Consider the following 25,975-nt stretch of genomic DNA (forward strand, 5'->3'; position numbering starts at 1 on the left):
ACGTGCGTCAGGTCAGCCGATCGGCCACTGGAGCACGACGATGCCGTCGTTGTAGTCGCTGTCGTGACCGTCTTCCGACACGACGATCCCGAAATTGACCGTGAACGGCGAGCCGTCCGACTTCTTGCCGTTGATCGGCGCGAGGCGCGCGTCGGTCGGCGACGGCTTGCCGTTCACCGACACTTCGAAACGGATCTTGCCGTTGCCGGAATTCAGCTTGGCTTCGCGCGGGCCGTCGCGCGTCGTCAGCTTGTGATATGCGGCGGGTTCCTGGCTGTCGCCGATAAACAATTTGATGTGCTGTTGCTCGGCGGCATTCGCGAAGAAAATCGCGCGGAAATCGGTATTCGGCGGAATCGAAAACTCGCCGGCGCGGTTGGATGACGTTTGAGAGTCGGCCATGCTGTTCTCCTGTGACTTGTTGGATAAGGCCAGGGGCCTCGTCGCGCAAACGTTTGCCGTTTGAAACGCGACATGCCGAGCATGACGAAAAATAAATAAAAAAATATTCGGATGAGAATGGTTATTGTTCAGTAATTCGAAAAACAGCGCTAATCGATTTAATGAAATGTGCTTAATGGGGCGGGTTTCGATATATTTGAGAAATTATATCGATGCGTGTATCGCTTTCCTGAATGATGCGAGGGCGCGCAACGCGAGGGGGGACGGGAGAGGCGGGGAGCAATCGGACTTCGGAGCAGACGCTCGGCGTTCGCATATGGCAGCGTTTCGTTTCAACATCGGCATCTCTGTCGTGGCCGCGCCCACCGGCCACCGTCGAACGCCCACACCGAAGCCCGATTGCAAGGAGGGGTGCGCGGCGCCGGCGAAGAGGATGGACCGACTCACTCCGAACATGAATAGGACCTCACCGGCACCGCACCCGTGAAGCATATCGACCGGGCAAGCCGCCGCCTATCGGACGGGACTGATTTTGCGCAAACGCGCGCATCGAGGGACGGAGCGGGATGGATGCGTACCGGGTTGACAGCCGTGGCCACCCTGTGATTTGATGCCGGTCATGCACGCCGCCCAGTTCCTCTTCTCGCTACGACTACTAGCCCGCTTCTCCGGGCTGGGTCTGCGGCTGCGCGCTTTCCATCTGCTTCTTTCCTGAAGCGCCAGATTTTCCCCGCATCACCGACCTGGCCCCGGTTGTCGACCGGCGCCTGAGTTCGTCTTTCTTCCGTCACCGCTCCGCTCCGTCCCGGTCGCCCAACCGCCAAGGCCGTCGTTTGCCGTACCGCTTTGCCGTTGTGCCGCTTTTTTGCCGTTTTCACCGCTGCGCACGTAGCCGGCTCCCGATGCCGATGGCTGCCGCGCCGCGCTTCACCGACAAACAGACCGAGGACCGACATCATGATGCTGAAGAACCCCGCGACGAAATACCGACCGTTCACGCCCGTCAACCTGCCCGACCGCACGTGGCCGTCGCGCACGATCACGCAGGCGCCGATCTGGATGAGCACCGACCTGCGCGACGGCAACCAGGCGCTGTTCGAGCCGATGGACGCCACGCGCAAGATGCGGATGTTCAAGACGCTGGTGGCGATCGGCTTCAAGGAGATCGAGGTCGCGTTCCCGTCCGCGTCCGAAACCGACTTCAACTTCGTCCGCGAACTGATCGAGGGCGGCCACATTCCCGACGACGTGACGATCGAAGTGCTGACGCAGGCGCGCGACGACCTGATCGAGCGCACCTTCGCGTCGCTGCGCGGCGCGAAGCGCGCGATCGTGCACCTGTACAACGCGACCGCGCCGGAATTCCGCAAGATCGTGTTCAACCTCGATCGCGACGGCGTGAAGCAACTGGCGGTGAACGCGGCGCGCACGATCAAGCGATGTGCCGATGCGGCGACCGACACGCAATTCACGCTGCAATACAGCCCGGAAACGTTTACGGCGACCGAACTCGATTTCGCGAAGGAAGTCTGCGACGCGGTGTTCGACGTGTGGCAGCCGACGCCCGAGCGCAAGTCGATCGTGAACCTGCCGGCCACGGTGGAAATCGGCACGCCGAATTACTACGCGGACCAGATCGAGTGGATGCACCGCAACCTCGCGCGTCGCGATTCGCTGATCCTGTCGGTGCACCCGCACAACGACCGCGGCACCGCGGTCGCGGCGGCCGAGCTCGCGGTGATGGCCGGCGCAGACCGGATCGAGGGCTGCCTGTTCGGCAACGGCGAACGCACGGGTAACGTCGATCTCGTGACGCTCGCGCTGAACCTGTACACGCAGGGCGTCGATCCGGGCCTCGATTTCTCGCAGATCAACGAAGTGGCGCGCACGTCGGAGGAATGCACGCAGTTGCCGGTCCACCCGCGTCATCCGTATGTCGGCGACCTCGTGTTCACCGCGTTCTCCGGCTCGCACCAGGACGCGATCAAGAAGGGCTTCGCGGTACAGCGCGCCGACACCGTATGGGAAGTACCGTACCTGCCGATCGATCCGAACGATCTCGGCCGCACGTACGATTCGATCATTCGCGTGAACAGCCAGTCGGGCAAGGGCGGCATCGCGTACCTGCTCGAACAGGGCTACGGCGTCGCGTTGCCGCGCCGCATGCAGGTCGATTTCAGCGCGGCCGTGCAGCGCCTGACCGACGAGAGCGGGCACGAGGTGACGAGTGCGCAGATCTGGGCGCTGTTCCAGCAGGAATACGTCGAAAGCGACACGCCGCTGCGTTATGTCGGCCATGAGCTGACCGAGCGCGACGGCCGCGAGACGATCGTGCTGACCGCCGACGTGCACGGCGAGCGCCGCGTGCTGCGTGGCGAAGGCAACGGCCCGCTCGACGCGCTGATGCATGCATTGCACACGCCGCTGCGGATCCAGCATTACGAGGAACGCGCGCTGTCGCAGGGCGCCGATGCGAAGGCGATCGCGATCGCCGAACTGGCCGGCGCGGGCGTGCGCGGCAGCGCGTTCGGTGTGGGGGTCGATGCGAACCTGACGACCGCGTCGATTCGTGCGGTGATCAGCGGCGTGAACCGTGCGTATGCGCGCGCGGATGAGGTTGTGCAGGCAACCTTCTTTGCCGGACAGCCGGCGGTGCAGGCCGTCGCATAAGCGGGTCGAAACCCGGGCGGCAGGGCCGGCCCGGGGTGCTTTTTCACGTCACGGCGCGCGCGTGCGCGCCGTCAGGGCAGCAGCCCGAGCATCGCGGCCTTGGTGGCCGCATGCGTCTTGTTCATCGCGTCGAGCTTCACGACGGCGTTCTGCAAGTGGAACTTCACCGTTCGCTCCGCGATCCCGAAGATCATCCCGATCTCGTAGGCCGTCTTGCCGTCGGCCGTCCACGCCAGCACCTCGCGCTCGCGCAGCGTCAGCCCGGTGCCGACCGGCGCGATCGGATCGGCGAGGCGCGGCATCAGGTACGCATGAGCCGCATGCGCGAGGCTCGCGCACGGTGCGCGCAATCGCGAGATTTCATCCGCGTCGAGCGGCGTCGTGTCGCGCACGAGCGTCAGCACGCCGAGATTGCCGGCTCGGTCGTAGCCGCCGTGCGACCAGCCGTAACGCATCCCGAAGCACGCCGCGTCGTGCCAGAACGCGGTGTCGCCCGGTTCGTCGAACGCATTCCATACGACCGGCCGCGGCTGGCTCGCGACCCGCTTGATGATCGGATCGATGGTGACGTAGCCGAATTTCACATAACGGTGTTCCCATTCGCGTGGATGATTGCCGACGATCTGCATGTCGGGCCGGGCGAGCGGCAGCGTGCGGCGCAAGCCGTACACGCAATACCGGAATCCGAGCGCGGCCGCGGCGGCGGCAATCGGCGGGAACGCGGCTTCCGCGGTGGGTGCGCGCTGTAGTGCGTCGAAACAGTCGTGCAGTATTGTCAGGTCCATCGGTGATCCTCGTCGGTGTGGGCGGGCCGTGCATTGCGGCCCGCGCGTATCCTGTTCAAAAGGACAGTTTTGAGGCGAAGCCGACGCCGGTTTAATGGCGGCTGTTCGCACGACGGGCCCGCTTGTGCGGGCACTGTCCCCCCGTCGTTTCACGTGTTGCGGTACCCCTCCGGTTTCGTATCAGGACTGATCGACCATGACCAGCGTTCAAGACGTGCCTCTCCTCGCGCGCGCCGGTGCGCGCGCGTTCGCCTTCGGCGGGATCCGCGCGATCGAACCGCCCTGCGCGTCGGCCCCCGCCCGCGCGCTTGCTCACGAGTATGCCCCGCACGCGCATCAGGCCGGGCAACTATTGTTTACGACGCGCGGCGTATTAGTACTCGACGTCGAAGGCCAGCGCTGGATCACCCCGCCGCTGCGCGCGATCTGGATTCCGGCGCGCACCGTTCATGCGATGCGCGTGGCCGACGACGTCCAGCTCTGCTCGCTCTATCTCGGCGACGCGCTCGGCGCGCGGCTGCCGGCCACGCTGTGCGCGATGACCGTCTCGCCGCTGCTGCGCGAGCTCGCCACGCGCGTGTCGCATCCGTTCGATTGCAGCGTCGACCACGATCCGCTCGCGCGCCTGTTCGCCGACGAACTGAGCGAACTCGCGCAGACGCCGCTCACGTTGCCGCTGCCGCGCGACCGGCGCCTGCTGAAGCTGTGCGAGCGACTGCAGCGCGAGCCGCACTGCGAACTGCCGCTCGACACGCTCGCACGCGACGCCGCGCTGAGCGCGCGCCATCTGGCGCGCCTGTTTCGCAGCGAGACCGGCATGAGCGTGGCCGCGTGGCGCCAGCAACTGCGGCTGTCGATGTCACTCGCGCTGCTCGCGAGCGGCATGCCCGTCACGCAGGCCGCGCACCAGGTCGGCTATCGCAGCCCGACCACCTATGCGGCCACCTTCAAGCGCGCGTTCGGCGTCACGCCGAGCCAGTACCTCGCGGCGGCGGAAGCGGCGGCGCGCTGACCGCCGCCACTGCCGCCCCCGCTGCCGCGTTCAGCGGGCGGTCCAGCGCGGCACCGCTTCGAACGCATGCTCGATCGCATGCACGATCCGGTCGACGTCCTCGCGACCGATCACGAGCGGCGGCGCGATCGCGAGCCGGTTGCCGAGCGAGCGGATCAGCACGCCGGCATCGCGCGCCGCGTCGGCCAGTGCGGCCGCATAGCCGTCCGACGGATCGATCGATTCGCGCGTGACCTTGTCCTTCACGAGGTCGATGCCGACCAGCAGGCCCTTGCCGCGCACGTCGCCGACCACCGGATAGCGGTCGACCAGCGGCTGCAGCCGTTCCAGCAGGTACGCGCCTTCGCGCGCCGCGTTGCCGGCGAGATCCTCGTCGACGATGATCTGCAGGTTCGCGAGCGCGGCCGCGCAGACGATCGGGTGGCCCGAGTAGGTGTAGCCGTGCATCAGCGTGCCGATGCCGCCCGGGTTGGACGCGAACGCGTTCTCGATGCGACGGTTGACGACGGTCGCGCCGAGCGGCAGATACCCTGACGACACGCCCTTCGCCAGGCACATGATGTCGGGCGCGACGCCCCAGCCGCGGCTGCCGAACGCCGCGCCGGTCCGGCCGAAGCCGGTCACCACCTCGTCGGCGATCAGCAGCACGCCGTGGCGGTCGCACACTTCGCGCACCAGCGGCCAGTAGTTCGCGGGCGGCACGATGATGCCGCCCGTCGCCTGCACCGGTTCGGCGATGAAGGCGGCCACGGTATCGGGGCCCTGGAACAGGATCTCGCGCTCGACGAGCGACGCGCACAGGCGGCCGAGCTCTTCCGGGTCGTGCGTGAACGGGTTGCGATAGATCCACGGCGTCTCGACGTGGAAGCAGCCGGCGAGCGTCGGCTCGTAGTTGCGCCGGTAGACGGTGTTGCCGGTGACGGAGCTGCCGCCGAAGTGCGAGCCGTGATAGGCCTGGCGCAGCGCGATGAACTTGGTGCGCTCGGGCTGCCCGGACACCTTCCAGTACTGCCGCGCGATCATCAGCGCGGCCTCGACCGCGTCCGAGCCGCCGGAGCCGAAGATCACGCGGCTCATGTCTTCCGGCTGGAGCATGTCGATCAGCCGCGCCGACAGTTCTTCCGCGCGCGGATGGCTGAACCCGGCGAACACCGGGTGATATTCGAGCTCGTCGAGCTGCCGGACGATCGCTTCCTTGATTTCCCGCCGGCCGTGGCCGACGTACACGTTGAACAGCGACGCGACTGCGTCGAGATACGGCCGGCCGGTGTCGTCGTACAGATAGCAGCCTTCGCCGCGCGTGATGCGGACCGGCGGGCGCGACGCGGCGAGCGGATGTTGCCGGGGATGCCAGAAGCGCGATTCCGAATAGGACATGACAGGACTCCGTAGTGATTCGGTTTGACGGGGCAACACGGTGACGCAGGTGGCGCTCAGCCGGCGAGCGCCGCCGGTTGAAAGTCGAGCCGGCTCTCGAGCGCGCCGAGCGTCGCGAACGGTTCGTCGAGCGCGACACGCATGAAAGTCAGGAACTGGCCGACGTGGGCGTTCAGCGCATCACGGCTGTAGTACTGCGGACTCGCGTCGAAGTCGAAGCGCAGCGGCTCGCCGTTGCGGCGGTCGGTCAGGTTCACCATCAGGTCGTCGGTGGTGCCGACGGACAGGTTGTGCGACGTCGTCACGCAGTCGCCGAACCGCAGGTCGTAGTCGAACGCCATGATGTTGATCTCGGGTCCGAACACGCCCTGGCCGTTGTCGAGCGACGTCAGCTCGCGGTGCAGGTCGCCCATCCGGTAGCGCTGGTGCTGGCGCAGCGCGGTCATCTCGCGGTTCGCCTGGCGGCACAGATCGTCGAGCGTGTGGCCCGGCTCGACGTGCAGGCGCAGCGGCAGCATGTTCGCGCACTGCGCCGGCGTGCGGCGCTCGCGCGCCGACGTGCGCGCCATCGCGGCGACCGACAGCACGATGTCGTGCGCGCCGGTGTTCAGGTACAGGTACGCGGCGGTCAGCGCGGTGACGAGCCGCGGCACCGTCGACGTGAAGAGATCCCTGGCGACCGCCTCGAGGCGTGCGCTTTCGGTTGCGGTGGCGAGGCGCGTCTCGCGCAGGTCGGGCCCGTCGTCGCGCTCGGGAAAGCGTGCGGGGCCGGCGAGCGTGACCGTGCGCGGCTGGTCCGCGAAGCGCTCGAGCCAGTAGCGGCGATCGTGCGCGAACTGTTCGGACGCGCGGTACGCGTCTTCGTCCAGTTGTAGCTCCGCGAGCGACGCGAAGCGCGCAGGCGGCGCCTTGGCGCCCGAGGCGAATGCGTTGTACAGCTCGGCGGCGCGCGTGGCGATCAGGCTGCCCGAATAGCCGTCGACCAGGATGTGCGCGTAGCCGTGATACCAGTAGTAGTGATCCGGCGCGATGCGGTACAGCGTATGGCGGAAGAACGGCCCGCGCGCCAGCTCGATCGCGCCCGTGCAGTGTGCGCGCATGCCGGCGAGCGCGATGGCGTGCGCGTCTTTCGTGCCGGCGAGGTCGACGTGTTCGAGCGTCCAGTCGTCGGCGAGCGCGGCATCGAGCACGCGCACGGGCGTGTCGCCATCCAGCACGATCCGCGTCGTGTGCAGCGTCTGCGCCTCGCGGATCACCTGCCGCAGTGCGCGTTCGAATGCGCCGGTGTCGAGCGCGCCGCGAATGTCGAAATACTCGGCCGCGTAGATATGCGTCGACGGGACGGGATACGCGAGCGCGGCCTCCCAGAAATCCCGCTGCGGCGCGGACAGCGGCAATTGAAGCGTCGAATCGGTCACGTCGTTTCTCCTGTAAAGCTTATTCCGGTGGATGAATTAAATACGCGTATTTGTTTAATAAAAAATACATATTCGCATCGTGCATTTCATTTTTGATGAATCGCAATTCTTATCCTAGACAGCCCGATTTGCGGCTGTCAATTCCATGCGGTTTTGTTGGTAATGCGTCAAAGCCTTACCGGTAAAGGCTCTGATGGATGGGTGAGTAGTCTGGTCCGGAAAGAATATGAGAATGTCCGTTTTGAATAGGCGGCAAATTGACGGCTTATTTAGCATCGACGCCTGAAATTGCTGCGCAAGCCGAAAACGGCATGTAGGCAATTCGCCGGAAACGGTTTCCGGCGCCGGAAGCCGGCGCAGTGGGCTGGCGCGAGCGGACATTACTAGGAGAGTCCCGTGAATCAACTGGAAGGGCTGGAGCGAAAAATCGGCGAGCAGCACGAGCGGCTCGCGCATCATCCGGTGTTCGGATCGATCCGTACCATCGACGAGCTGCGCGTGTTCATGGAATGGCACGTATTCGCCGTGTGGGATTTCATGTCGCTCGTGAAGCGGCTGCAGCAGGACCTGACGACCGTCGCGGTGCCGTGGGTCGCGCCGCGCAACGCGAACGCGTCGCGCCTGATCAACGAGATCGTGCTCGGCGAGGAATCGGACGAAACGCCGAACGGCCACATGAGCCACTACGACCTGTACCTGCACGCGATGCGCGATGTCGGCGCGTCAACCTCGCGCATCGAGGAAATGGTGTCGCTGGTGCGCTCGGGCTTCTCGGTGTCGGCCGCGCTGAAGGCCGTCGATGCGCCGGAGCCGGTGATCCGCTTCGTCGAGGCGACGATGGCCGCGTGCACGTCGGGCGCGACGCACCAGGTGCTCGGCAACTTCTTCTACGGCCGCGAGAACGTGATTCCCGACATGTTCCGCACGCTGCTCGACGAATGGAAGATCGAGCGCTCGTCGATCCCGCTGCTCGTGTATTACCTCGACCGCCACATCGAAGTGGATTCGGGCGAGCACGGGCCGGCGGCGCGCGCGATGATCCGCGAGGCGGCCGACGGCGACGCGGCGAAGCTCGAGGAAGCGCTGCAGGCCGGGCTCGATGCGATCGACGAGCGCATGCGTCTGTGGGACGGGCTGCTCGCGCATCTCGGCCAGACCCGCAACGTGGTGCCGGCATGAACGCGCGCGGGCTGTCGGAGCGCATCGTCGATTTCGCGGCGCTCGAGTGGGAGCACCCGGCGGCGTTCGACGACGGCATCGACCAGGTCGTGCTCGTCGATACGCTGGACGAGCACGCGAAGCGCGGCATCCGGACCCGGATCGTGCGGTTCGATCCCGGCGCGGGCACGCGCGTGCCGTTCCTGCACGACTACCACGAGGAAGTGCACCTGATCGACGGCGACCAGAGTCTGGTCGACGTCGCGACGCGCGAGTATCGCGCGACGTATCGGGAAGGCAGCTACTTCGTGCGTCCGGCCGGCACGCCGCATGGCCCGTTCCGCAGCGACGCGGGCTGCCTGCTGCTCGAAATCCATTACTACGGTTCCCCGGAGGACACGCGATGACGACCGCCGTCACCTACGTGAGCCACGTCGATCGCTGGGAGGCGCGCGCGACCGTGCGATCGCGCCCGCGGCGGATCGTCGAGGACGACGAACTGCGCTACTACCCGCTCGAACGCCAGCCGCTGTGCGCGCACCCGGCGATCGTCGACGCGGGCGATGCGGTGCGCGATTTCGTCCTGCTGCAGAGCTTCTACAAGTACATCCAGGACGTGATCATCTTCGAGACGGAGATCGTCAACGCCACCGCGTTGCGGATCGCGCGCGGCCGCTTCGCGCACCCGTTTCCGTTCGCGTGCCGGCAGGATGCGATGACGGTGGTGATCGACGAGGACTACCACGCGTACGTCGCGATGGACTACCTGCGGCAGGTCGAGGAGGCCACCGGCATCGCGCCGCTGCCGCCGAACAGCGAGATCGAGCTGTCGCGGGCGATTCCGCGCGCGGTCGAGCGGGTCGGCGCGCAGTACCGCGACGGCATGGAGCTGCTGTGCGTCGCGATCTCGGAGAACACGGTCACGGCGGAAGTCGCGGCGTTCTCGCGCGACGCGACGCTCAAGCGCTCGGTGAAGGGCGTGATGGCCGATCACCTCGCGGACGAAGGCCGTCACTCGGCGTTCTGGATCAATCTCGTGAAGCTGTACTGGTCGGAGATCGACGAACCCGCGCGGCTCGCGCTCGGCGAAGGGCTGCCCTGCTTCCTGCGCGAATACCTGAGCGCCGACCTGCAACTGCAGTTCGATCGCCGCCTGATCGATGCGCTCGATCTGCCGGCCGCCGAGCGCGCACGGATCGCGGACGACATGGTCGGCGCGTATCCGATCACGAGCCAGCATCCGATGATCGTCAACATCCGGCAGTTCTTCCGGATGAGCGGCCTGCTCGATCACGCGCCGACCCGCGCGGCCTTGTCCGACTACCTGTGAGTCACGTCGATGAAAGCGATCATCATTGCGATCGGCGGGCAGACCCGTCTCGCCGCGCGGCTGGCGTCTGAACTCGAGGCGACCGGTCATACCGTCTGTATCGCCGACGGACGCGACGGCCCGCTGCGCGACGCGGCCGATGCGCTGCTGTTGCCGGCGCCGGCGCCCGAACCGTTGCGCAACGCGGCCGAGTGGTCGATCGTCTGCGGCGCGCCGGACCCCGCGGTGCATTGCGCGCACGCACGGCCGCTGCATTGCGAGATCGTCGCCGATGCGTTTCCGCCGCGCGAGGTACGCGTCGCGTGGCTGACCGACGCGGCGCCGGGCGACACGCGCGTGCTGGCCGACGCGACGCTCGCGTTCGGCGCGGCGCTCAACGGCGCCGACCTCGCGGACGAGATCGCCGCATGCGCGGTCGATCTGATGCACGAAGTCGCGAGCGGGATCGCGCGCGAGCTGAGCGATCCGAACGACGCGCCGCGCGCGACGCCGCCCGGACCGGCCGACATCGCGCTGGACCTCGAACGGCTGGCCGGCTGGCATGCGTCGAACGACACGGCGGCCGAATGGCCGTGCGAGCCGTCGCTGCCGGAGCTCGTGTCGCGTGCGGCGGCCGCTGCGCCGGACGCTTGCGCGCTCGTCGCGGCCGATGGCCAGCTGACCTATCGCGAGCTGGTCGCGCGTGCCCGCCAGGTTGCCGCGCGCATCGCCGCGCGGCCCGCCGCGCCGCGCGTGGTCGCGGTGCGGCTCGACAAGGGCGTCGCGCTGTACCCGGCGATCGTCGGCGTGCTGGGCGCCGGCGCGACCTGCGTGCCGCTCGATCCCGCGTTTCCGCCCGAGCGGGCCCGCACGATCCTGCGTGAATCGGGGGCGCAGGCGCTCGTCGTCGGCGGGGCGGTCGAGCCGGCGCTGCTCGACGGATTCGACCTCGACGTGATCGACTGCGGCGCGCACGCGGAAGCGGACGCGGACGCCGTGCCCGATGCGCTGGCCGGCCAGTGGCCGCTCGAACGGGATGCGGACCGCGATGCGCGCTGCGCGGTCGCGATCTACACGTCGGGGTCGACCGGCGTGCCGAAGGGCGTGATGCTGTCGCACCGGAACATCGTGCAGTTCTGCCACTGGTATCGCGCGCACGTGTCGCTCGATGCGTCGTCGCGCGTGCTGCAGTTCTCGACGGTGGCGTTCGATGCGTCGCTGCTCGACATGTTCCCGACCTGGCTCGCCGGCGCGACGCTGGTCGCGCCGAGCGAAGCGCAGCGCCGCGAACTCGACGCGCTCGCGACGCTCGTCGCCGACGCGCGCATCACGCACGCGTTCCTGCCGCCCGCGCTGCTCGCGGCGCTGCCGGATTGCGACTGGCCCGCGCTCGCGCATCTCGTCACCGGAGGCGACGTGTGCGACCCCGACACGATCGCGCGCTGGAGCGCGAACCGGCGGCTGCACAACATCTACGGGCCGACCGAATGCACGGTGCTCGCGACGACGGGCGAACTGCGCGCCGGCGACAGCAACCGGCGCATCGGCCGGCCGATCGCGAACGCGCGCTGCCATGTGCTCGCGGCCGATGGCCGTCCGACGCTCACCGGCGAGGAGGGCGAGCTGTGCATCGCCGGCGCGGGCGTCGGGCTCGGCTATCTCGGCCGGCCCGACCTGAGCGCCGAGCGTTTCGTCGCCGATCCGTACGGCGCGCCGGGCGCGACGATGTACCGGACCGGCGACATCGCGAGCTGGGAGCCGGACGGCACGCTGCGTTACGTGGGCCGCCGCGACGCGCAACTGAAGATTCGCGGTTTTCGCGTCGAGCCGGGCGAGATCGAGACGGCCGCGCTGGCGGCGGGGCTGTACCGCCAGTGCGCGGTGGTGCCCGACGAGCGCAAGCGCATCCGCCTGTTCGCCGCGAAGCCGGTCGACGCGGCGGCGACGCCCGACGCGCTGCGCGCCGTGCTGGCCGCCACGCTGCCCGACTACATGGTGCCGTACGACATCACGACGCTCGACGTGCTGCCCGCGACGCCGAACGGCAAGATCGACCGCGCCGCGCTCGCGCGCATGCCGGTGTCGCGTGCGGGGAGCGACACGCGCGACGCACCGCGCGGCGCGCTGGAGATGCGTCTCGCCGCGATGTGGGCCACGCTGCTCGAACTCGCGCCGGACGAGATCGGCCGCGATGCGTCGTTCTTCGAACTGGGCGGCCATTCGTTGCTGGTGTCGCGGCTGATGCTGGCGGTGAAGCGCGAGCTGGGCGGCAACGCGGCGCTCGCGCGTTTCATGGAGCGGCCGACCATCGCCGCGCTCGCGGCGCTGCTGACCGACGAGTCGGGCGAGCGCGGCGCGAACGTGCCGGCGCGCGTGCACGACGATCGCCGCCTGCCCGACGACGTGCGACTGCCGGCCGGCCAGCCGGCGGGCGACGGCCCCGGCGCGGTGCTGCTGACCGGTGCGAACGGCTTCCTGGGCAGTTTCATCCTCAGCGAGCTGATCAGCCGCACGAACCAGATCGTCTACTGCGTCGTGCGCGGCGACGACGATGCGAGCGCGCGCCGGCGGCTCGACGAAGCGGCGTTCGTCAACGGGCTCGGCCATCTGTGCGGGCATCCGCGCGTGCGGGTGCTGCGCGGCGATCTCGGCGCGCCGCGCCTCGGGCTGTCGGATGCGGTGTGGCAGACGCTCGCGGCCGAGGTCGGCGCGATTCATCACAACGGCGCACACGTGAACCACGTGTACGACTACCCGTACCTGCACGCGGAGAACGTCGGCTCGACGCTCGAACTGCTCCGCCTGTGCTGCAGCGGCCGCCGCAAGGCGCTGCATTTCGTATCGACGCTATCCGCGGCGAGCGCGACGGGCCCGACGGGCCGCCTGATCGAGGCGGCCCCGTCGGAGGCCGGTCCTGCCTTCGTCAACAACGGCTACAACCTGACGAAGTGGGTGTCCGAGCATCTCGTTGCCGAAGCGGCTGCGCGCGGGATCGACACGACGATCCTGCGGCCCGGCAACATCACGGGCCATTCGCGCACGGGGCTGTGCCAGCCGGGACGCAACCGCATCCTGCTGCTGCTCAAGGGCGCGGTGCAGTTGGGCTGCGCCCCGCTCGCGAGCGAGGGCGGACTGTTCGACCTGAGCCCGGTCGACTACCTGGCGCGGGCGATCGTCGCGTGCACGCTCGACGGCGCGCGCACCGAGCGCGTGTTCCATCTGCACAACCCGCGCCCGCTCGACTGGGCCGGCTACCTGCGCGCACTCGCGCGGCGCGGCTATCCGCTGCGATTCGAGGCGCCCGAGGTCTGGCGCGAGCGGCTGTTGTCGATCGACGAATCGAATGCGCTGTTCGACGTCGTCGCGTTCTATCTCGACGACCGGCAGGACGATATCGGCGACATGGCCGTGATCGATCACGCGCGCACCGAGGCGACGCTGCGCCGGCTCGGCGTCACGTATCCGGACAAGGACGACGCGCTGCTCGATGCGCATTTCGGCTATCTCGCCGAATGCGGCTTCATGCCGCCGCCGCCCGAGCCGGCGCCGCGCGCGAACGACGCCCGCCGCGACGCCGAGCCCGAACCCGCGTGGTGAAGACGTACCCCGTTCGATCAATCGCTGTCATCGCATCATTCATCAAGGAGGCATCATGCTGCAACGTACTGCAACGCAACCCCGTCCGTCCACGCTCGTCTATGCGCCGCAAACGCCGATCCTGTCCGGCTCGGCCGATCTCGACGTGCCAGCGCGCGACGCGTGGCGCGTGGTCGGCGATTTCGCCGGCTTCTCGCGCTTCATCACGGGGCTCGACCATACCGACATGATCGGCGAAGGCGTGCGCTCGCTGCGCATCAAGCATTTCGCGGACGGCAACGTCGTCGTCGAACAGCTCAACAGCCACGACGACGAAGCGATGGTGATGACGTGGAGCCTGATCCATACGTCGTTCGACATCGGCAATCTGTGGGCGCTGATGCGCGTCGAGCCGCGCGGCGACCACGCCTGCACGGTGACGTGGGATATCGCCGGCGAACCGTCGCACGGCGGCGCCGCACGCCAGCCGGAATTCGACGCGTTCGTCACCGGCTTCCTCGACATGGCGATGACGAACCTGCGCGCGCTGTTCAAGCCGCAGTAACCGTGTATCGGCCACCGGCGCCGTGCCGCTATGCGGCGGCGCCGGCCCACGCGCCGGCCTTGCCCGGCGCGTGGTTTTTCTTCCCGGCCGGTGGTGCGCACGCGTCGTCGTGCACCTGCGCGAACGCGTCGCGCAGCGCGGCCTTCATGAAGTCGACCCATGCACGCGTCTTCGCATCGAGATGCTGGCGCGACGCGTACACCAGGAACACGCCGATTTCTTCCGCCTGGTAGTCGGGCAGCACGCGCACGAGTGCGCCCGAGCGCAGGTCGGCCGCGGCGACGAAGTCCGGCAGCAGCCCGATCCCCGCGCCTTCGCGCACCGCGATCGCGAGCGACGCGGCGACGTCGGCCGTCATCGACGGATCGACGTCCACCGTTTGCGCTTCCGTACCGTTCCACAGCGTCCAGATGCGCTCGTGATAGGCGGGCGCGACCAGTTGCACGCAGCGATGGTGAACCAGCGCGCCCGGCGAATCGGGCATGCCGTGCGCATCGAGATACGCGGGCGACGCGCACAGCACGCTGCGGATCCGGCCGACGTCGATCGCGACCTGCTCGGAACTCGGCAGGCTCGGCATCGCGATCACCGCGACGTCGTAGCTGTCGCGCACCAGTTTCGGCAGGTGCGGCGCGAGCGTCAGGTCGACGCTGACGTCCGGGTAGCGCGCCTGGAATTGCCCGATCAGCGGAATCACGAAATGGTTCGCGATGCTGGCGCTGCAATGCGCGCGCAGCCGGCCGTGCGGGTGCACGCGCGCGTCGCGCGCCTCGCGCTCGCTCGCATCGACGGCCAGCGTGATGTCGCGGGCGCGCGCCAGATAGCGTTCGCCCGCTTCGGTCAGGCACATCGAACGCGTCGTGCGGTTCAGCAACCGGATGCCGAGACGATGCTCGAGCGACGCGACGAGCCGGCTGACGTGCGCGGTCGTGATGCCGAGCCGTTTGCCGGTCTCGGTGAAGGTGCCCGCGTCCGCGAGCGTGACGAACGCCTGCATGCTTTGAATCAGATCCATCGGGATAACGAAACCTCCGGCTGGCCGTATGGCAATGCCGCTACTGTAGCGACGGCCACGGCACGCCGCGCGCGCGCATCAGCGATCGATCGTCGCAAAACGGACAATCGACGCCCGGGTCAGCGCCGCCGGAAGTATTCGCTCGGCGCGACGCCGAGCGCCTTGCGGAACATCGCAGCGAATGCGCTGGGGCTGTCGTAGCCGTGTTCGAGCGCGAGTTCGAGGATCGGCGTGCCGGCGGCGAGGCGCGGCAGGCTCAGCAGCAGCCGCGCGTGGCGGCACCATGCGCCGTGCGTCATGCCCGTCTCGCGCTTGAACGCGCGGGCGAGCGTGCGCTCGTTCATGTGCGCGTCGCGCGCCCACGCCTGCAGCGTGACGGCCGACGACGGGTCGTTGATGAGCCGCGTGCACAGCGCGACGAGCGCGGGATGGCGCGGCATCGGCACGTGCAGCGACAGCGACGGCGCGATCTCGATCTCGTCGAGGATCAGTGCGAGCACGCGGCCCGCGCGGTGCGACAGGTCGTAGTCGGCGGGCAGGTCGCAGGCCGTCACGATCAGTTCGCGCAGCAGCGTGCCGACCTCGATCACGCGGCATTCGGTCGGCAGGCTCGGCCGCACTTCCGGGCCGACGAACACGGTGCGCATCTGCACGTCGCCGGCCGAGCGGATCTCGTGCTGCGTGCCGCCCGGCACCCACACCGCGCGGCCCGTCGGCACGACCCAGCTGCCCGCGTCCGCGTGCACGATCATCACGCCGGAAATCGCGTGGATCAGCTGGCCCTGGCGGTGCGAATGCGGCGGGTACGCCATGCCCGCCGGCGAGTCGGAGGCGACGACGGCGATCTGCTTGTCGCGCGCCTGACGCTCGAGTGCGATGAAGAAATTTTCCAATTGATCGGGATTGTCCTTTTCTCGACGACGAATGCGCTTTACGCGCGAGATCGACCGCATAGGTCGAAATTACCATAAGCCCATCGTTTGTTCGACCTCCTTGCCACTGCCACCCGATGCGCGTTCCGTCCATTCCGTCCGCTTCGCTCGTTTCTCCCGCCGTCGAGACACGCTTGCCGCGCGTGCGGCGCGCCACCTGTGCGGCCGTGCTGCTGGCGTCGGCCGCGCTGGCCGCGTGTTCGGTCGGCGAGCCGTATCGGCCGCCGGTGTCCGACGCAACGCGCACCGGGCCGTTCGACGCGGTGGCCGACGTGCCGGCCGTGGCCGCCGGCGAACCGCCGCAACGCTGGTGGCGCCTCTACGACGATCCGGTGCTCGACGGCCTCGTGCGCGATGCGCTCGCGCAGAACCGCGATCTTGCGGCGGCCGTGGCGCGGGTCGAGCGCGCGCGCGCCGTGTTCGACGAGGCCGGCGCCGCGCGGCTGCCCGACACGACGGCCGGCTTCGGCGTCGACTACGGCAAGCACGCGCCCGACCAGATCGTCGCGGCGGCCAAGGGCACCGAAGCCCGTACGCGCTGGGGTTTCGCGCCGTCGTTCTCGCTGTCGTGGGAAGTCGATCTGTGGGGCCGCGTGCGCCATCTGGTCGACGCCGCGCGGGCGGACGCGGATGCGGTGCAGGCCGCATCCGATGCGATGCGCGTCGTGGTGGCCGCCGAGACGACGGCCGCGTATGCGCAGGTGTGCGCATACGGCGAGCGGATCGACGTGGCCGAGCAGTCGGTCGGTATCGCGGACCGGCTGGCCGCGCTGACGGCGAAGCAGCGCGCGCACGGGCTCGTGTCCGACCTCGAAGTGGCGCGTTCGCGCGCGTTCGCCGACGACACGCGCGCCGACCTGCCGGCGCTCGTCGGCTCGCGGCGCGCGGCGCTGTACGAACTCGCGGTGCTGACCGGGCGCGCGCCCGGCGCGCTGCCCGACGCCGCCGCGCATTGCCGTACCGCGCCCGTGCTGGCACGGCCGTTCCCGGTCGGCGACGGCGCGTCGCTGCTGCGCCGCCGCCCCGACCTGCGCGAGAGCGAGCGCCAGCTGGCCGCCGCGAATGCGCGGATCGGCGTGGCGACGGCGGAACTGTATCCGTCGATTTCGCTCGGCGGCTCGGTGAACTGGCTGTCGACCGGCGGCGATCCGTCGACGCTCGGCGACAAGTACGCGATCGCGTGGGGCGTTGGCCCGCTGATCACGTGGCGCTTTCCGAACATGGCAGCGAGCCGCGCGCGGCTCGCGCAGGCCCGCGCCGACGACACGCTCGCCCGTGCGCAATTCGATGCGCAGGTGCTGCGCGCGCTGAAGGAAACCGAACAGGCGCTGGCTCGCTACGGCGCCGCGTGGCGCCGCCGCGCCGCGCTCGAAACCGCCCGCGCCGAGCATGCGCGCGCCTATCGTCTCGCCGAGCTGAACTACGAAGCCGGCGCACTCGATTTCCTCGGCGTGCTCGACGCGCAGCGCAGCCTCGTCGCGGTCGATTCGGCGCTGGCCGAGTCGACGCAGCAGGTCTCGCTCGACCAGGTCGCCGTGTTCAAGGCGCTCGGAGGCGGCTGGCAACCGTAGCCGGCCGCGTTCGCCGCGTCCCTGTCCGTTCTCTTGCACGCCAACTCATCATTCCGATCATGAGCACGACTGCCGTACCCGAAAAAGCCAAAACCGCCCGGTTCTCCCGGCGCCAACTGATCGCCGCGGGCGTCGTGCTCGCCGTCATCGCGCTCGCCGTGTTCGGCTGGCACTGGTGGACCGTCGGCCGTTTCATCGAAAGCACCGACGACGCGTATGTCCGCGCCGACGTCGTGACCGTCAGCTCCCGCGTGTCGGGTTACGTCACGCAGGTCGCCGTCGACGACAACCAGCCGGTGAAGCGCGGCGACGTGCTCGTGCGGCTCGACGACCGCGACTATCGCGCGAAGGTCGACGATGCGCAGGCCGCCGTCGCGGCGGCCGACGCGACGCTGCAGGCCGAGCAGGCGGCGGCCGCGACGCTTGACGCGCAGATCGGCCAGCAGCGCAGCCAGATCGCGCAGGCCGACGCCGATGCGGCCGCCGCGCGCGCCGAAGCCGCGCGGCGCGACGCCGATGCGACGCGCTACAAGCAACTGCTGGCCGAATCCGCCGCGAGCGGACAGCGCTGGGAGCAGGCCCACGCGGACGCATTGAAGGCGCGCGCCGAACTGACCCGCGCCGGCGCGGCCGTGCGGGTGCAGACCGACCAGCAGACCGTGCTGCAGCGCCGGCGTGAACAGAGCACGGCCGCGACCGCGCAGGCGCGCGCCCGGCTTGCAGCCGCCCAGGCGAAGCTGGCGCTCGCGCAGCTCGATCTCGACCACACGGTGATCCGGGCGACGCGCGACGGCAGCGTCGGCCAGCGCGCGGTGCGGGCCGGCCAGTACGTCGAAGTCGGGATGCCGCTGCTCGCGGTGGTGCCGCTGAGCGACGTGTACGTGGTGGCGAACTTCAAGGAAACGCAGTTGGGCGCGATGCACGACGGCCAGCCCGTCCAGATCGACGTCGACACCTATTCGGGCCATACGCTGCACGGCCGCGTGATCGGCCTCGCGCCGGGCTCGGGCGCACAGTTCGCGCTGCTGCCGCCCGACAACGCGACCGGCAACTTCACGAAGATCGTGCAGCGCATCCCGGTGAAGATCCGCGTCGATGCGCCGCCGGCCGGCGTCGTGCTGCGGCCCGGGATGTCGGTGATCGCGCGCGTCGACACGCGCGGCACGCAGGGGGCCGGCACGTGAGCACGACGACCGCGCAGGCCGCGCACGAAGACACCGTTTCGCTGCGCGCGTGGGTCGCCGTGCTCGGCGGCGTGTTCGGCTGCTTCATGGCCGGCATGAACGTGCACGTGACCAATGCGTCGCTGCCCGACATCCGCGGCTCGCTCGGCGCGAGCTTCGAGGAAGGCTCGTGGATCACCACCGCGTACCTGGTCGCCGAGATCGTCGTGATTCCGCTCACCGGCTGGCTCGTGCAGGTGTTTTCCGCGCGACGCGTGCTGCTGGTCGGCGCGAGCGGTTTTCTCGCGTTCTCGCTCGCGTGCTCGGTCGCGCCGAGCATCTCGACGATGATCATCGCGCGGGCGCTGCAGGGCGCGTTCGGCGGCGTGCTGATCCCGCTGTCGTTCCAGCTGATCGTCACCGAATTGCCGCCGTCGAAACATCCGCTCGGGATGGCGCTGTTCGCGATCGCGAACAACGTCGCGCAGGCGGCGGGGCCGTCGGTCGGCGGGTGGCTGACGGACATGTATTCGTGGCGCTGGATCTTCTATCTGCAGATTCCACCGGCGATCGCGCTGGTCGCGGCGATCGGCTGGGCGATCAAGCCCGTGCCGGTGCAGCTCGGGATGCTCAGGCGGGCCGACTGGTTCGGCATCGCGACGATGGCGGTCGGCCTGAGCGCGCTGCAGATCGTGCTGGAGGAAGGCGGGCGCAAGGACTGGTTCGCGTCGGACCTGATCGTCGAGCTGTCGATCGTCGCGGCGCTCGGGCTGGCCGCGTTCGTCGCGATCGAGCTGCGGCGCAAGGAGCCGTTCATCAATCTGCGGCTGCTCGGCCAGTACAACTTCGGGATCGCGAGCCTGATGCAGTTCCTATTCGGCGCGGTGGTGTTCGGCGTGGTGTTCCTCGTGCCGAACTACTTTGCCGAGCTGCACGGCTACAGCGCGCGCGACATCGGCCTCGCGATGATTCCGTACGGGCTCGTGCAGTTCGCGATGTCGTTCCTGACGCCGCCGCTGATGCGCCGCACCAGCCCGCGTACGACGATCGTGCTCGGCTTCGTGCTGGTCGCGGCCGGCTGCCTGATGAACATCCACCTCGACGCCGATGCGGCATCGAACGTGATCGTACCGTCGCTGATCGTGCGCGGGATCGGGCAGTCGTTCGTCGTGATCGCGCTGGCCGTGATGGCCGTCGACGGGATCGAGAAGGCGCAGCTCGGCTCCGCGTCAGGCGTGTTCAACATGGTCCGCAACGTCGGCGGCGCGATCGGCATCGCGGTGATGAGCCAGATCGTCGTCGAGCGGCAGAAGCTGCATGCGATGCGTATCGGCGAGACGGTCACGCCGTTCTCCGAAGCGTTCCAGGAACGGATGGCGATGCTTGCGCGGCTGCTTTCCCGCGTGCATGCGCCGCGCGCGGACGTGCTGCCCGGCGGATCGATCTCCGGCGTGCAGGAGATGGCGCTCGGGCTCGTGAACCAGCGGGTGATGCGCGAGGCGCTGCTGATGGCGTACAGCGATACGTTCCTGATCGCGGGAATCGCGATGATCGGGTGTACGGCGGCGGCGTTCGTGTTGAGGGGGAAGAAGAAGGCGTAACGGCGGCGTGGTCGCCTCGCCGCCGCACCGTCATGCCGCCACCGGCTCCCACGACAGCAGCGGCGCGAGCGACTTCGCCTGCGGTATCCGTCCGATCGTATCCAGCGCGGCCGCTTCGAGCCGGCGGCGCTGCGCGGTATCGTGCACCAGCTGGACGCAGGCATCCACCAGTCCGTCATACGGCGCCGCGCGGAAACCGGTGGCGTAATCGGGATCGACCGACGTCGTCGGCGACACCTCGCCGACGATCGCCTTGCCGTTCGTCATCAGATAGAACGCGCGCACGACTTCAAAAATATGCGACGCGTAGTGATGCAGGTTCAGCACGACCTTCGCCCGCGCGATGAAGGCGTCGCGTTCGGCGCCGTAGATGCCGCCGCTGACGATTCCGACGTTCAGCCCGCGCGCCTGCAACGCATCGAGGATCGCCGCGCGGCGCGGGCCGATCGTACCGTAGAACAGCACGTCGATATCCTGCTCGACGTCATCCGGAATGCGCCGCAGCTTCGGATGGAAGCCAAGCTTCAGATAGCGCGCATGCCCGATGCCGAGGCCGCGCAGTTTCGCGAGGTTGCGTGCGCTGTAATCCCAGGTTTCGTATCGCGACGCCCAGCGATAGATGTTCTGGTTCCACGCTTGCTCGTCGACATGCAGCTGCTCGGTGTTGACGACGATCGTGTCGTCCGGCACGTGCTCGGTCACGCGCGGATCGGCGAGATGGCAGCCGATCAGGATGTTCCGTGCGTCGGACATCATGCTGTTCTCGTTGAAGTGAACCGCGTGGCCGAGATCCTCGAGCCCGTACGCGATCACTTCGGCGAGTTCGGTGAAGGCGCCGGCGTGCACGTAGCCGCGCGGGCGGACGATGCAGAGGTTGTAGTCCATCACGAATCTCCTGTCGGGGGCGACCGTCAGCCGGCCAGGTGGCGAAGATCGGCGGCGACGGCGTCCATGACCGGCTGCCAGTCCGCGAACGTCTTCTGCCGATACAACGACGCACTCGGGTAGAACGGGCTGTCGCGGCGATCGTGCTGCCAGACCCAGTGCGGGTTCGCGTCGAGCAGTACCCACGTGTGCTGGCCGAGCGCGCCGCTCAGGTGCGCGGCCGACGTGCAGACGGTGATCACGAGATCGAGCGCGCCGACGAAGGCGGCGGTGTCGTCGATCGTTCGCCAGTCGCGTGTGCAGTCGCTCACGACGAAGCCTGCCGAGCGGGCGGCTTCGATGTCGTGCTGCGCGCCCGGTTGCAGCGAGTAGAACGCGACGTTCTGCTGCAGGTGGCCGAATGCTTCGGCATAACGCTCAAGGCCCACGCGGCGAAAGCGGTTGCGCTGGTGCGAGAGACTGCCTGTCCACGCGAGACCGACCTTCAGCCGCCGTTCGCCCGCGAGCGCCGTGCGCCACGCGTCGGTGGCGGCCGCATCGGCGTGGAGGTATGGCGCCGTCGCGGCGAGCGCGTCGCCGTCGAGGCCGAGCATGCCCGGAATGCTCATCAGCGGCAGCTCGACGTCGAACGCGGGCAGGTCCTCGATGCGCGTGCTGGTGTCGAACACGTCGACGTGCCGCGCCAGGCTGCGCCCGAACAGGTCGCCCATCACCGGAAACGCATTCCATACGATTCGGCCGCCTTCGCGATGCACGCGTTCCGCGAGCAGCGGCACGTAGCGGCAGAACTGCAGCGCGTCGCCGAGGCCCTGTTCGCCCCACAGGAGCAGCGTCTTGCCTTTCAGCGACTCGCCGCGCCAGCGCGGGCCGGCAAACGCCGGCCGGTTGCCGCGCAGCTCGGCCGAGCCCTCCCAGCGCGCTTCGTAGTTGGCCCAGCCCGCCGCGAAATCGCCGCGCGCAAGCTGGAGCAGCGACAGGTTGTGGCGATAGGTGGGGTCGTGCGGCGCGAGTTCGACGGCGCGTTGCGCGTGCCGTTCGGCCTGGCCCCACCATTGCGCTTCCTTCATGGCCGTCGCCGCGTTGTTGACGGCCAGCGCGCTGTCGGGCGCCAGCGTGACCGCGCGGGTGGCCGCGCGCAGTGCGCCGTCGAGATCGAAACGGTCGATGCGCGTGATGACCGCATTGGTCCACGCGCGTGCGTCGCCCGGGTTGTCGTCGAGCGCGCCTTCGATCAGCGCGAATTCCACCTCGGGATCGCCGCCCGTGAGGCGGATCGCGAGCGCGAGATTGTTCTTCAGCGACGGCCACGCGGGCGCGAGTTCGAGCGTGCGGCGATAGGGCGCGATCGCATCCGCGTGACGTCCCGCCATCTGCATCGCGTAGCCGCAGTTGAACGCCGCTGCCGGCGAATCCGGGCGCAGGTCCCAATGCGCGGCGGCCAGTCGGGCGGCGCGTTCGGCTTCACCGCGATCGATCAGCGTTTGCGTGGCGGTGGCCACGGCGTCGTCGTCGATATCGGGCGAGGCGGCTTCGGCCAGCGTGGCGAGCATCGTGTCGTCGGTGTGGTCGAGCGTGGGCGTGTCGTGGGGCGTGATCTGCATGTCGGGGCTCCGGAGGGCCGGCCGCCTGTCGAGGCAGCGGCCGGTGGCGGGTTTGTCGTGGGGCGCCGGCGGCTTGTGTGTGGGGTACAAGCAGCGTGGCGCCGGCTTGACATCCACTGTATGGATCCGCATCCGGCAACTGAATAAGACCAGTCCGAATCGATCGCACTGTGCGATACGACGGGAGCCGAACGCGTGCTTCGTCACGTTTGTAGTCCCAGTCCTATTTTGGAGTTCGGCGTTCGCCAATAAGACCCGTCTGATAGAGATCGCGCCCGGCGATCTTTGTAATACGCAGTATTCCGGCCGACGTCGTTCGGCAACTATCAGACAGGGAGTACTGACGATGAGCGCAGCGGATTTTCTGGTGAAAGGCACGGTGATCGGAATGGTCGCGAGCGCGGCCACGGTCGGGATGGTCCATGTGGCGGTCGAGTTCGGCACGCGCTGGTCGTCGAGCGGCATGGTCGTGACGATGGCGACCGCATTGCTGATGGCGATGCTGCTGCTCGTGCCGCCGCTCGTTACCGCATGGCGCAACCGCAAGGATGTGGTCGATCCGTTCTACGAGCCGGCGGCATTGAAGCCGATGCTGCAGGGGCGGACGATCGGTATCGTCGTCGGCATCGTGTTCGGCATTTCGATCGTGACGGGGTGGTGACGATGTCGATGCCCGTTACCGACCGAACCGACGCGGCCATGGCTTCCGCAAGTGTTCCTGCGATCGATGCGCCGACCGTCTGCAAGACGCTTCGCGTGATTTCGCTGCGCGGCGAGCGTGGCCGCCGCGAGACGTTTCGTGCGAACCATCCGGCGCTCGCATTCGAATTCGTCGACGCAGTCGACGGCCGGGCGCTGTCGGACGACGATATCGCACGAAGCGGCCTGTTCGCGCCAGCGCTGCCGTACACGCGCGGCGCGATCGGCATCGCGATGACCACGCATCGCCTGTGGACCGACATCGCCGCGGGCAACGAACTGGTCACGATCGTCGAGGACGACGCGATCTTCCGCCCGGACTTCGACGAGACGGCGATGCAGTTTCTTGCCGCGCATGCCGGCCGTTACGACTTCGTCGCGTGGGGCTACAACTTCGATTCGATCCTGCGCGGTGCGATCTTCAACAGCCGCACGCCGGTGACGATGCGTTTCGACGAAGCGGCGCTCGCGCAGGCCGTCGACGATTTTCGTACCGACCGCGGCCCGGTGCTCGTGATGGACCTGCTCGAGTTCTACGGGATCTGCGCGTACACGATCTCGCCGGCCGGTGCGCGCTTCCTGCTCGACCAGTGCTTTCCGCTGCAACCGGAGACGCTGTTCTCGCACGGGCTCGGCCGCACGCTGCCGAACTACGGGATCGACGTCGCGATGAACAAGTGCTATGGCGCGATGCGCAGCGTCGCCGCATTTCCGCCGCTCGCCGTGACGATGAACGCGTGCGAGACGTCGACGATTCAACGATGACGTCGTGCGGAATAGGACCAGACCGATTGTGCGGACGCGGTATGCGCTTCGACAATGCGAAGGTCGGGCGGCTGCATGGTACGCGCCAGATACCTCGTATCCGAAGCCACGCTTCGTTGGACGCGCTGCCCGTTCGTCGGGCGGCGTATTTTTCTCCGCGCGTGACCGAAGCGAACGATGTCCTCGGCATCGGCCAAACCGGACGGACACACATGAATGCCTTGCGGCGACCGGTGGGCTCGGTCGCGTCTGCACCATTCGGGTCGCAGGTTGGGAGAACGCTGCCTCATGCGAGCGCAGGGCATTCATCTCTGTCTTTCCCTCCGTCGGTCACCCGTGTCTCGCCGACGGCGGTGACCCTGCACGGCAACGCGCGGCCGGCTCGACCGGTTCGCGCTTCAGGTCCGGCCGCGACGCGATTGCGCGCGCGGCCTGTCTGGCACCGACCCGGTCGGCTGCCCGCGGTGAAGCTGCCGCATCTCCTCACGGCCGCCCTCGCGTGCGGCACCTCCCTCCATCGATGAAGGAATCGTCATGAAGAAGCATCACATTTCCATTGTTTCCACCCTGATCGCACTCGCGTGCGCCTGCGGCGCCCCCGTCGCGCGCGCCGCAGGCACGAAAACCGAAACGCCGCTGCCGTCGGGCGTCGAAGCGGTCGTCAACGACACCCCCATCGCGCGCAGCGACGTGGACGTCCTGATCCATCAATGGGGTCAGGCCGATACGCCGGCACTGCGCGAGCAGGCCAGGCGCGAGCTGATCGCCCGGCAACTGGTCGAGCAGGCGGCGGAAACGGCCAACTACGGCAGCCGCCCCGAAGTGAACCGCGTCGTGATGCGTGCGCGCACGGTCGCGGCGACGGATCTCTATCTGCGTGACAACCTGCACCCGCAAGCGGTGACCGATGCGCAGGTGAAGGCGCGTTACGACGACGTCGTCGCGAACGCCGCGCAGTTCGAATATCGCGCGGACGTGATCGCCGTGGCCGATCCGGCCGAAGTGAACGCGCTGGTCGCGGAGCTGAAGCAGGGCGCGGCGTTCGACGCGGTGGCGAAGAAGTACAACACGACGCCGAACGGCGGTGTCGCGCAGTGGGTCGAGTTGCGTACGCCGGTGGCGGAAGGGAAGACGGGTGGTTTGCCGTTGCCGCTCGCGCAGGCGATTACGTCGCTGCAGCCGGGTGCCGTCGCGGGCCCGATTCGGGTGGGCAATGCGTTCGCGATCGTGAAACTCGACGAGAAGCGCGCGACGGTCGTGCCGACCTTCGAGGCGGCGAAGAACGTGCTGCGTCAGCAACTCGAAGCGCAAGCGCAGCAGCGTGCGATGACGGCGCTGGTGGACAAGCTGGCCGGGCAGGCGACGATTCAGCAGTAAGTGGCTTTCGTTTCAGGCTCGCATGATGAAATCGACCCGTCGCTCGGAGCGAGCGCGGGCCGATTCATTTCGGTGCATGGCCGAATAGTCATCG

The 25,975-nt window shown here is 68.3% G+C and carries 21 protein-coding genes; 13 read left to right on the top strand and 8 right to left on the bottom strand.

Annotated elements, in window-relative coordinates; all coding sequences use genetic code 11:
* Positions 1-12: 12 nt before the first annotated feature.
* Complete coding sequence (locus KU887_RS26835; protein WP_023474822.1) at positions 13-402, bottom strand: fucose-binding lectin II; 390 nt, start codon at positions 400-402, stop codon at positions 13-15.
* A gap of 960 nt (positions 403-1,362) precedes the next feature.
* Here KU887_RS26835 and leuA point away from each other — a divergent pair.
* Positions 1,363-3,072, top strand: coding sequence for a 2-isopropylmalate synthase (leuA, locus tag KU887_RS26840; protein WP_258258449.1), 1,710 nt, complete (start codon positions 1,363-1,365; stop codon positions 3,070-3,072).
* A 71-nt stretch (positions 3,073-3,143) separates the two neighbouring features.
* On the opposite strand, the gene KU887_RS26845 is transcribed toward leuA, so the two are convergent.
* Positions 3,144-3,857 (bottom strand): autoinducer binding domain-containing protein, encoded by a 714-nt coding sequence (locus KU887_RS26845; protein WP_006494484.1) that lies wholly within the window; start codon positions 3,855-3,857, stop codon positions 3,144-3,146.
* A gap of 196 nt (positions 3,858-4,053) precedes the next feature.
* Here KU887_RS26845 and KU887_RS26850 point away from each other — a divergent pair, with 196 nt between their 5' ends.
* Positions 4,054-4,869 carry a helix-turn-helix transcriptional regulator gene (locus KU887_RS26850; RefSeq protein WP_006490827.1) on the top strand — a complete coding sequence of 272 codons (816 nt, stop codon included), beginning with the start codon at positions 4,054-4,056 and terminating at the stop codon, positions 4,867-4,869.
* Positions 4,870-4,899: 30 nt separating this feature from the next.
* On the opposite strand, the gene KU887_RS26855 is transcribed toward KU887_RS26850, so the two are convergent.
* Positions 4,900-6,246 (bottom strand): aspartate aminotransferase family protein, encoded by a 1,347-nt coding sequence (locus KU887_RS26855; RefSeq protein WP_006494482.1) that lies wholly within the window; start codon positions 6,244-6,246, stop codon positions 4,900-4,902.
* A gap of 56 nt (positions 6,247-6,302) precedes the next feature.
* Entirely contained in the window at positions 6,303-7,664 is a 1,362-nt protein-coding gene (locus KU887_RS26860) for a condensation domain-containing protein (RefSeq protein WP_105866198.1), read from the bottom strand.
* Positions 7,665-8,060: 396 nt separating this feature from the next.
* Here KU887_RS26860 and KU887_RS26865 point away from each other — a divergent pair, with 396 nt between their 5' ends.
* Genes KU887_RS26865 through KU887_RS26885 form a run of 5 tightly spaced genes read left to right on the top strand, consistent with a single transcriptional unit; the run spans position 8,061 to position 14,272 of the window.
* A complete protein-coding gene (locus KU887_RS26865) occupies positions 8,061-8,843 on the top strand; it encodes a DUF3050 domain-containing protein (protein WP_006479991.1) in 783 nt (260 codons plus the stop codon).
* Entirely contained in the window at positions 8,840-9,229 is a 390-nt protein-coding gene (locus KU887_RS26870) for a hypothetical protein (RefSeq protein ID WP_006490841.1), read from the top strand. The genes KU887_RS26865 and KU887_RS26870 overlap by 4 nt, the downstream gene beginning before the upstream one ends.
* Positions 9,226-10,152, top strand: a complete 927-nt coding sequence (locus KU887_RS26875) for a diiron oxygenase (protein ID WP_006479989.1) — start codon at positions 9,226-9,228, stop codon at positions 10,150-10,152. Before KU887_RS26870 ends, KU887_RS26875 begins: the two co-directional genes overlap by 4 nt.
* Positions 10,153-10,161: 9 nt before the next feature.
* Complete coding sequence (locus KU887_RS26880) at positions 10,162-13,728, top strand: amino acid adenylation domain-containing protein (RefSeq protein ID WP_258256077.1); 3,567 nt, start codon at positions 10,162-10,164, stop codon at positions 13,726-13,728.
* 55 nt (positions 13,729-13,783) lie between these two features.
* A complete protein-coding gene (locus tag KU887_RS26885) occupies positions 13,784-14,272 on the top strand; it encodes an SRPBCC family protein (protein ID WP_006491040.1) in 489 nt (162 codons plus the stop codon).
* Positions 14,273-14,300: 28 nt separating this feature from the next.
* Here KU887_RS26885 and KU887_RS26890 read toward each other — a convergent pair whose 3' ends face one another.
* Positions 14,301-15,287 (bottom strand): LysR family transcriptional regulator, encoded by a 987-nt coding sequence (locus KU887_RS26890; RefSeq protein ID WP_258256079.1) that lies wholly within the window; start codon positions 15,285-15,287, stop codon positions 14,301-14,303.
* A gap of 119 nt (positions 15,288-15,406) precedes the next feature.
* Positions 15,407-16,180: a helix-turn-helix domain-containing protein gene (locus tag KU887_RS26895; protein WP_006494477.1), complete on the bottom strand. Its 774-nt coding sequence runs from the start codon at positions 16,178-16,180 to the stop codon at positions 15,407-15,409.
* A gap of 116 nt (positions 16,181-16,296) precedes the next feature.
* On the opposite strand from KU887_RS26895, the gene KU887_RS26900 reads away from it, so the two are divergent.
* From KU887_RS26900 to KU887_RS26910, 3 genes are read left to right on the top strand one after another with little or no spacing between them, the layout of a single operon-like run.
* Positions 16,297-17,790: an efflux transporter outer membrane subunit gene (locus KU887_RS26900; RefSeq protein WP_258256080.1), complete on the top strand. Its 1,494-nt coding sequence runs from the start codon at positions 16,297-16,299 to the stop codon at positions 17,788-17,790.
* Positions 17,791-17,849: 59 nt separating this feature from the next.
* Complete coding sequence (locus tag KU887_RS26905; protein ID WP_258256081.1) at positions 17,850-18,974, top strand: HlyD family secretion protein; 1,125 nt, start codon at positions 17,850-17,852, stop codon at positions 18,972-18,974.
* Positions 18,971-20,554: a DHA2 family efflux MFS transporter permease subunit gene (locus KU887_RS26910; protein ID WP_258256087.1), complete on the top strand. Its 1,584-nt coding sequence runs from the start codon at positions 18,971-18,973 to the stop codon at positions 20,552-20,554. The genes KU887_RS26905 and KU887_RS26910 overlap by 4 nt, the downstream gene beginning before the upstream one ends.
* A 30-nt stretch (positions 20,555-20,584) precedes the next feature.
* Here the strand turns inward: KU887_RS26910 and KU887_RS26915 are convergent, their stop codons facing one another.
* Positions 20,585-21,439: a hypothetical protein gene (locus KU887_RS26915; RefSeq protein ID WP_258256088.1), complete on the bottom strand. Its 855-nt coding sequence runs from the start codon at positions 21,437-21,439 to the stop codon at positions 20,585-20,587.
* Positions 21,440-21,465: 26 nt separating this feature from the next.
* A complete protein-coding gene (locus KU887_RS26920; protein ID WP_258256089.1) occupies positions 21,466-23,040 on the bottom strand; it encodes a hypothetical protein in 1,575 nt (524 codons plus the stop codon).
* A 346-nt stretch (positions 23,041-23,386) separates the two neighbouring features.
* On the opposite strand from KU887_RS26920, the gene KU887_RS26925 reads away from it, so the two are divergent.
* From KU887_RS26925 to KU887_RS26935, 3 genes are all read left to right on the top strand, one after another.
* Positions 23,387-23,701: a hypothetical protein gene (locus tag KU887_RS26925; RefSeq protein WP_006494471.1), complete on the top strand. Its 315-nt coding sequence runs from the start codon at positions 23,387-23,389 to the stop codon at positions 23,699-23,701.
* A gap of 38 nt (positions 23,702-23,739) precedes the next feature.
* Positions 23,740-24,504 carry a glycosyltransferase family 25 protein gene (locus tag KU887_RS26930; protein WP_258256090.1) on the top strand — a complete coding sequence of 255 codons (765 nt, stop codon included), beginning with the start codon at positions 23,740-23,742 and terminating at the stop codon, positions 24,502-24,504.
* Positions 24,505-25,038: 534 nt separating this feature from the next.
* On the top strand, positions 25,039-25,881 hold the full coding sequence (locus KU887_RS26935) for a peptidyl-prolyl cis-trans isomerase (RefSeq protein WP_258256092.1): 843 nt from the start codon (positions 25,039-25,041) through the stop codon (positions 25,879-25,881).
* The last annotated feature ends 94 nt before the right edge of the window (positions 25,882-25,975 follow it).

Source organism: Burkholderia sp. EMB26, from assembly GCF_024730645.1.
Lineage (GTDB): Bacteria > Pseudomonadota > Gammaproteobacteria > Burkholderiales > Burkholderiaceae > Burkholderia > Burkholderia cenocepacia.

Bases quoted from the DNA above. Each gene is read 5' to 3' on its own strand.
- KU887_RS26885 (WP_006491040.1), top strand. From the start codon at position 13,784: ATGCTGCAACGTACTGCAACGCAACCCCGTCCGTCCACGCTCGTCTAT.
- KU887_RS26935 (WP_258256092.1), top strand. From the start codon at position 25,039: ATGAAGAAGCATCACATTTCCATTGTTTCCACCCTGATCGCACTCGCG.
- KU887_RS26835 (WP_023474822.1), bottom strand. From the start codon at position 402: ATGGCCGACTCTCAAACGTCATCCAACCGCGCCGGCGAGTTTTCGATT.
- KU887_RS26920 (WP_258256089.1), bottom strand. From the start codon at position 23,040: ATGCAGATCACGCCCCACGACACGCCCACGCTCGACCACACCGACGAC.
- KU887_RS26925 (WP_006494471.1), top strand. From the start codon at position 23,387: ATGAGCGCAGCGGATTTTCTGGTGAAAGGCACGGTGATCGGAATGGTC.
- KU887_RS26855 (WP_006494482.1), bottom strand. From the start codon at position 6,246: ATGTCCTATTCGGAATCGCGCTTCTGGCATCCCCGGCAACATCCGCTC.
- KU887_RS26845 (WP_006494484.1), bottom strand. From the start codon at position 3,857: ATGGACCTGACAATACTGCACGACTGTTTCGACGCACTACAGCGCGCA.
- KU887_RS26930 (WP_258256090.1), top strand. From the start codon at position 23,740: ATGGCTTCCGCAAGTGTTCCTGCGATCGATGCGCCGACCGTCTGCAAG.
- KU887_RS26905 (WP_258256081.1), top strand. From the start codon at position 17,850: ATGAGCACGACTGCCGTACCCGAAAAAGCCAAAACCGCCCGGTTCTCC.
- KU887_RS26880 (WP_258256077.1), top strand. From the start codon at position 10,162: ATGAAAGCGATCATCATTGCGATCGGCGGGCAGACCCGTCTCGCCGCG.
- KU887_RS26875 (WP_006479989.1), top strand. From the start codon at position 9,226: ATGACGACCGCCGTCACCTACGTGAGCCACGTCGATCGCTGGGAGGCG.
- KU887_RS26890 (WP_258256079.1), bottom strand. From the start codon at position 15,287: ATGGATCTGATTCAAAGCATGCAGGCGTTCGTCACGCTCGCGGACGCG.
- leuA (WP_258258449.1), top strand. From the start codon at position 1,363: ATGCTGAAGAACCCCGCGACGAAATACCGACCGTTCACGCCCGTCAAC.
- KU887_RS26915 (WP_258256088.1), bottom strand. From the start codon at position 21,439: ATGGACTACAACCTCTGCATCGTCCGCCCGCGCGGCTACGTGCACGCC.
- KU887_RS26900 (WP_258256080.1), top strand. From the start codon at position 16,297: ATGCGCGTTCCGTCCATTCCGTCCGCTTCGCTCGTTTCTCCCGCCGTC.
- KU887_RS26870 (WP_006490841.1), top strand. From the start codon at position 8,840: ATGAACGCGCGCGGGCTGTCGGAGCGCATCGTCGATTTCGCGGCGCTC.
- KU887_RS26850 (WP_006490827.1), top strand. From the start codon at position 4,054: ATGACCAGCGTTCAAGACGTGCCTCTCCTCGCGCGCGCCGGTGCGCGC.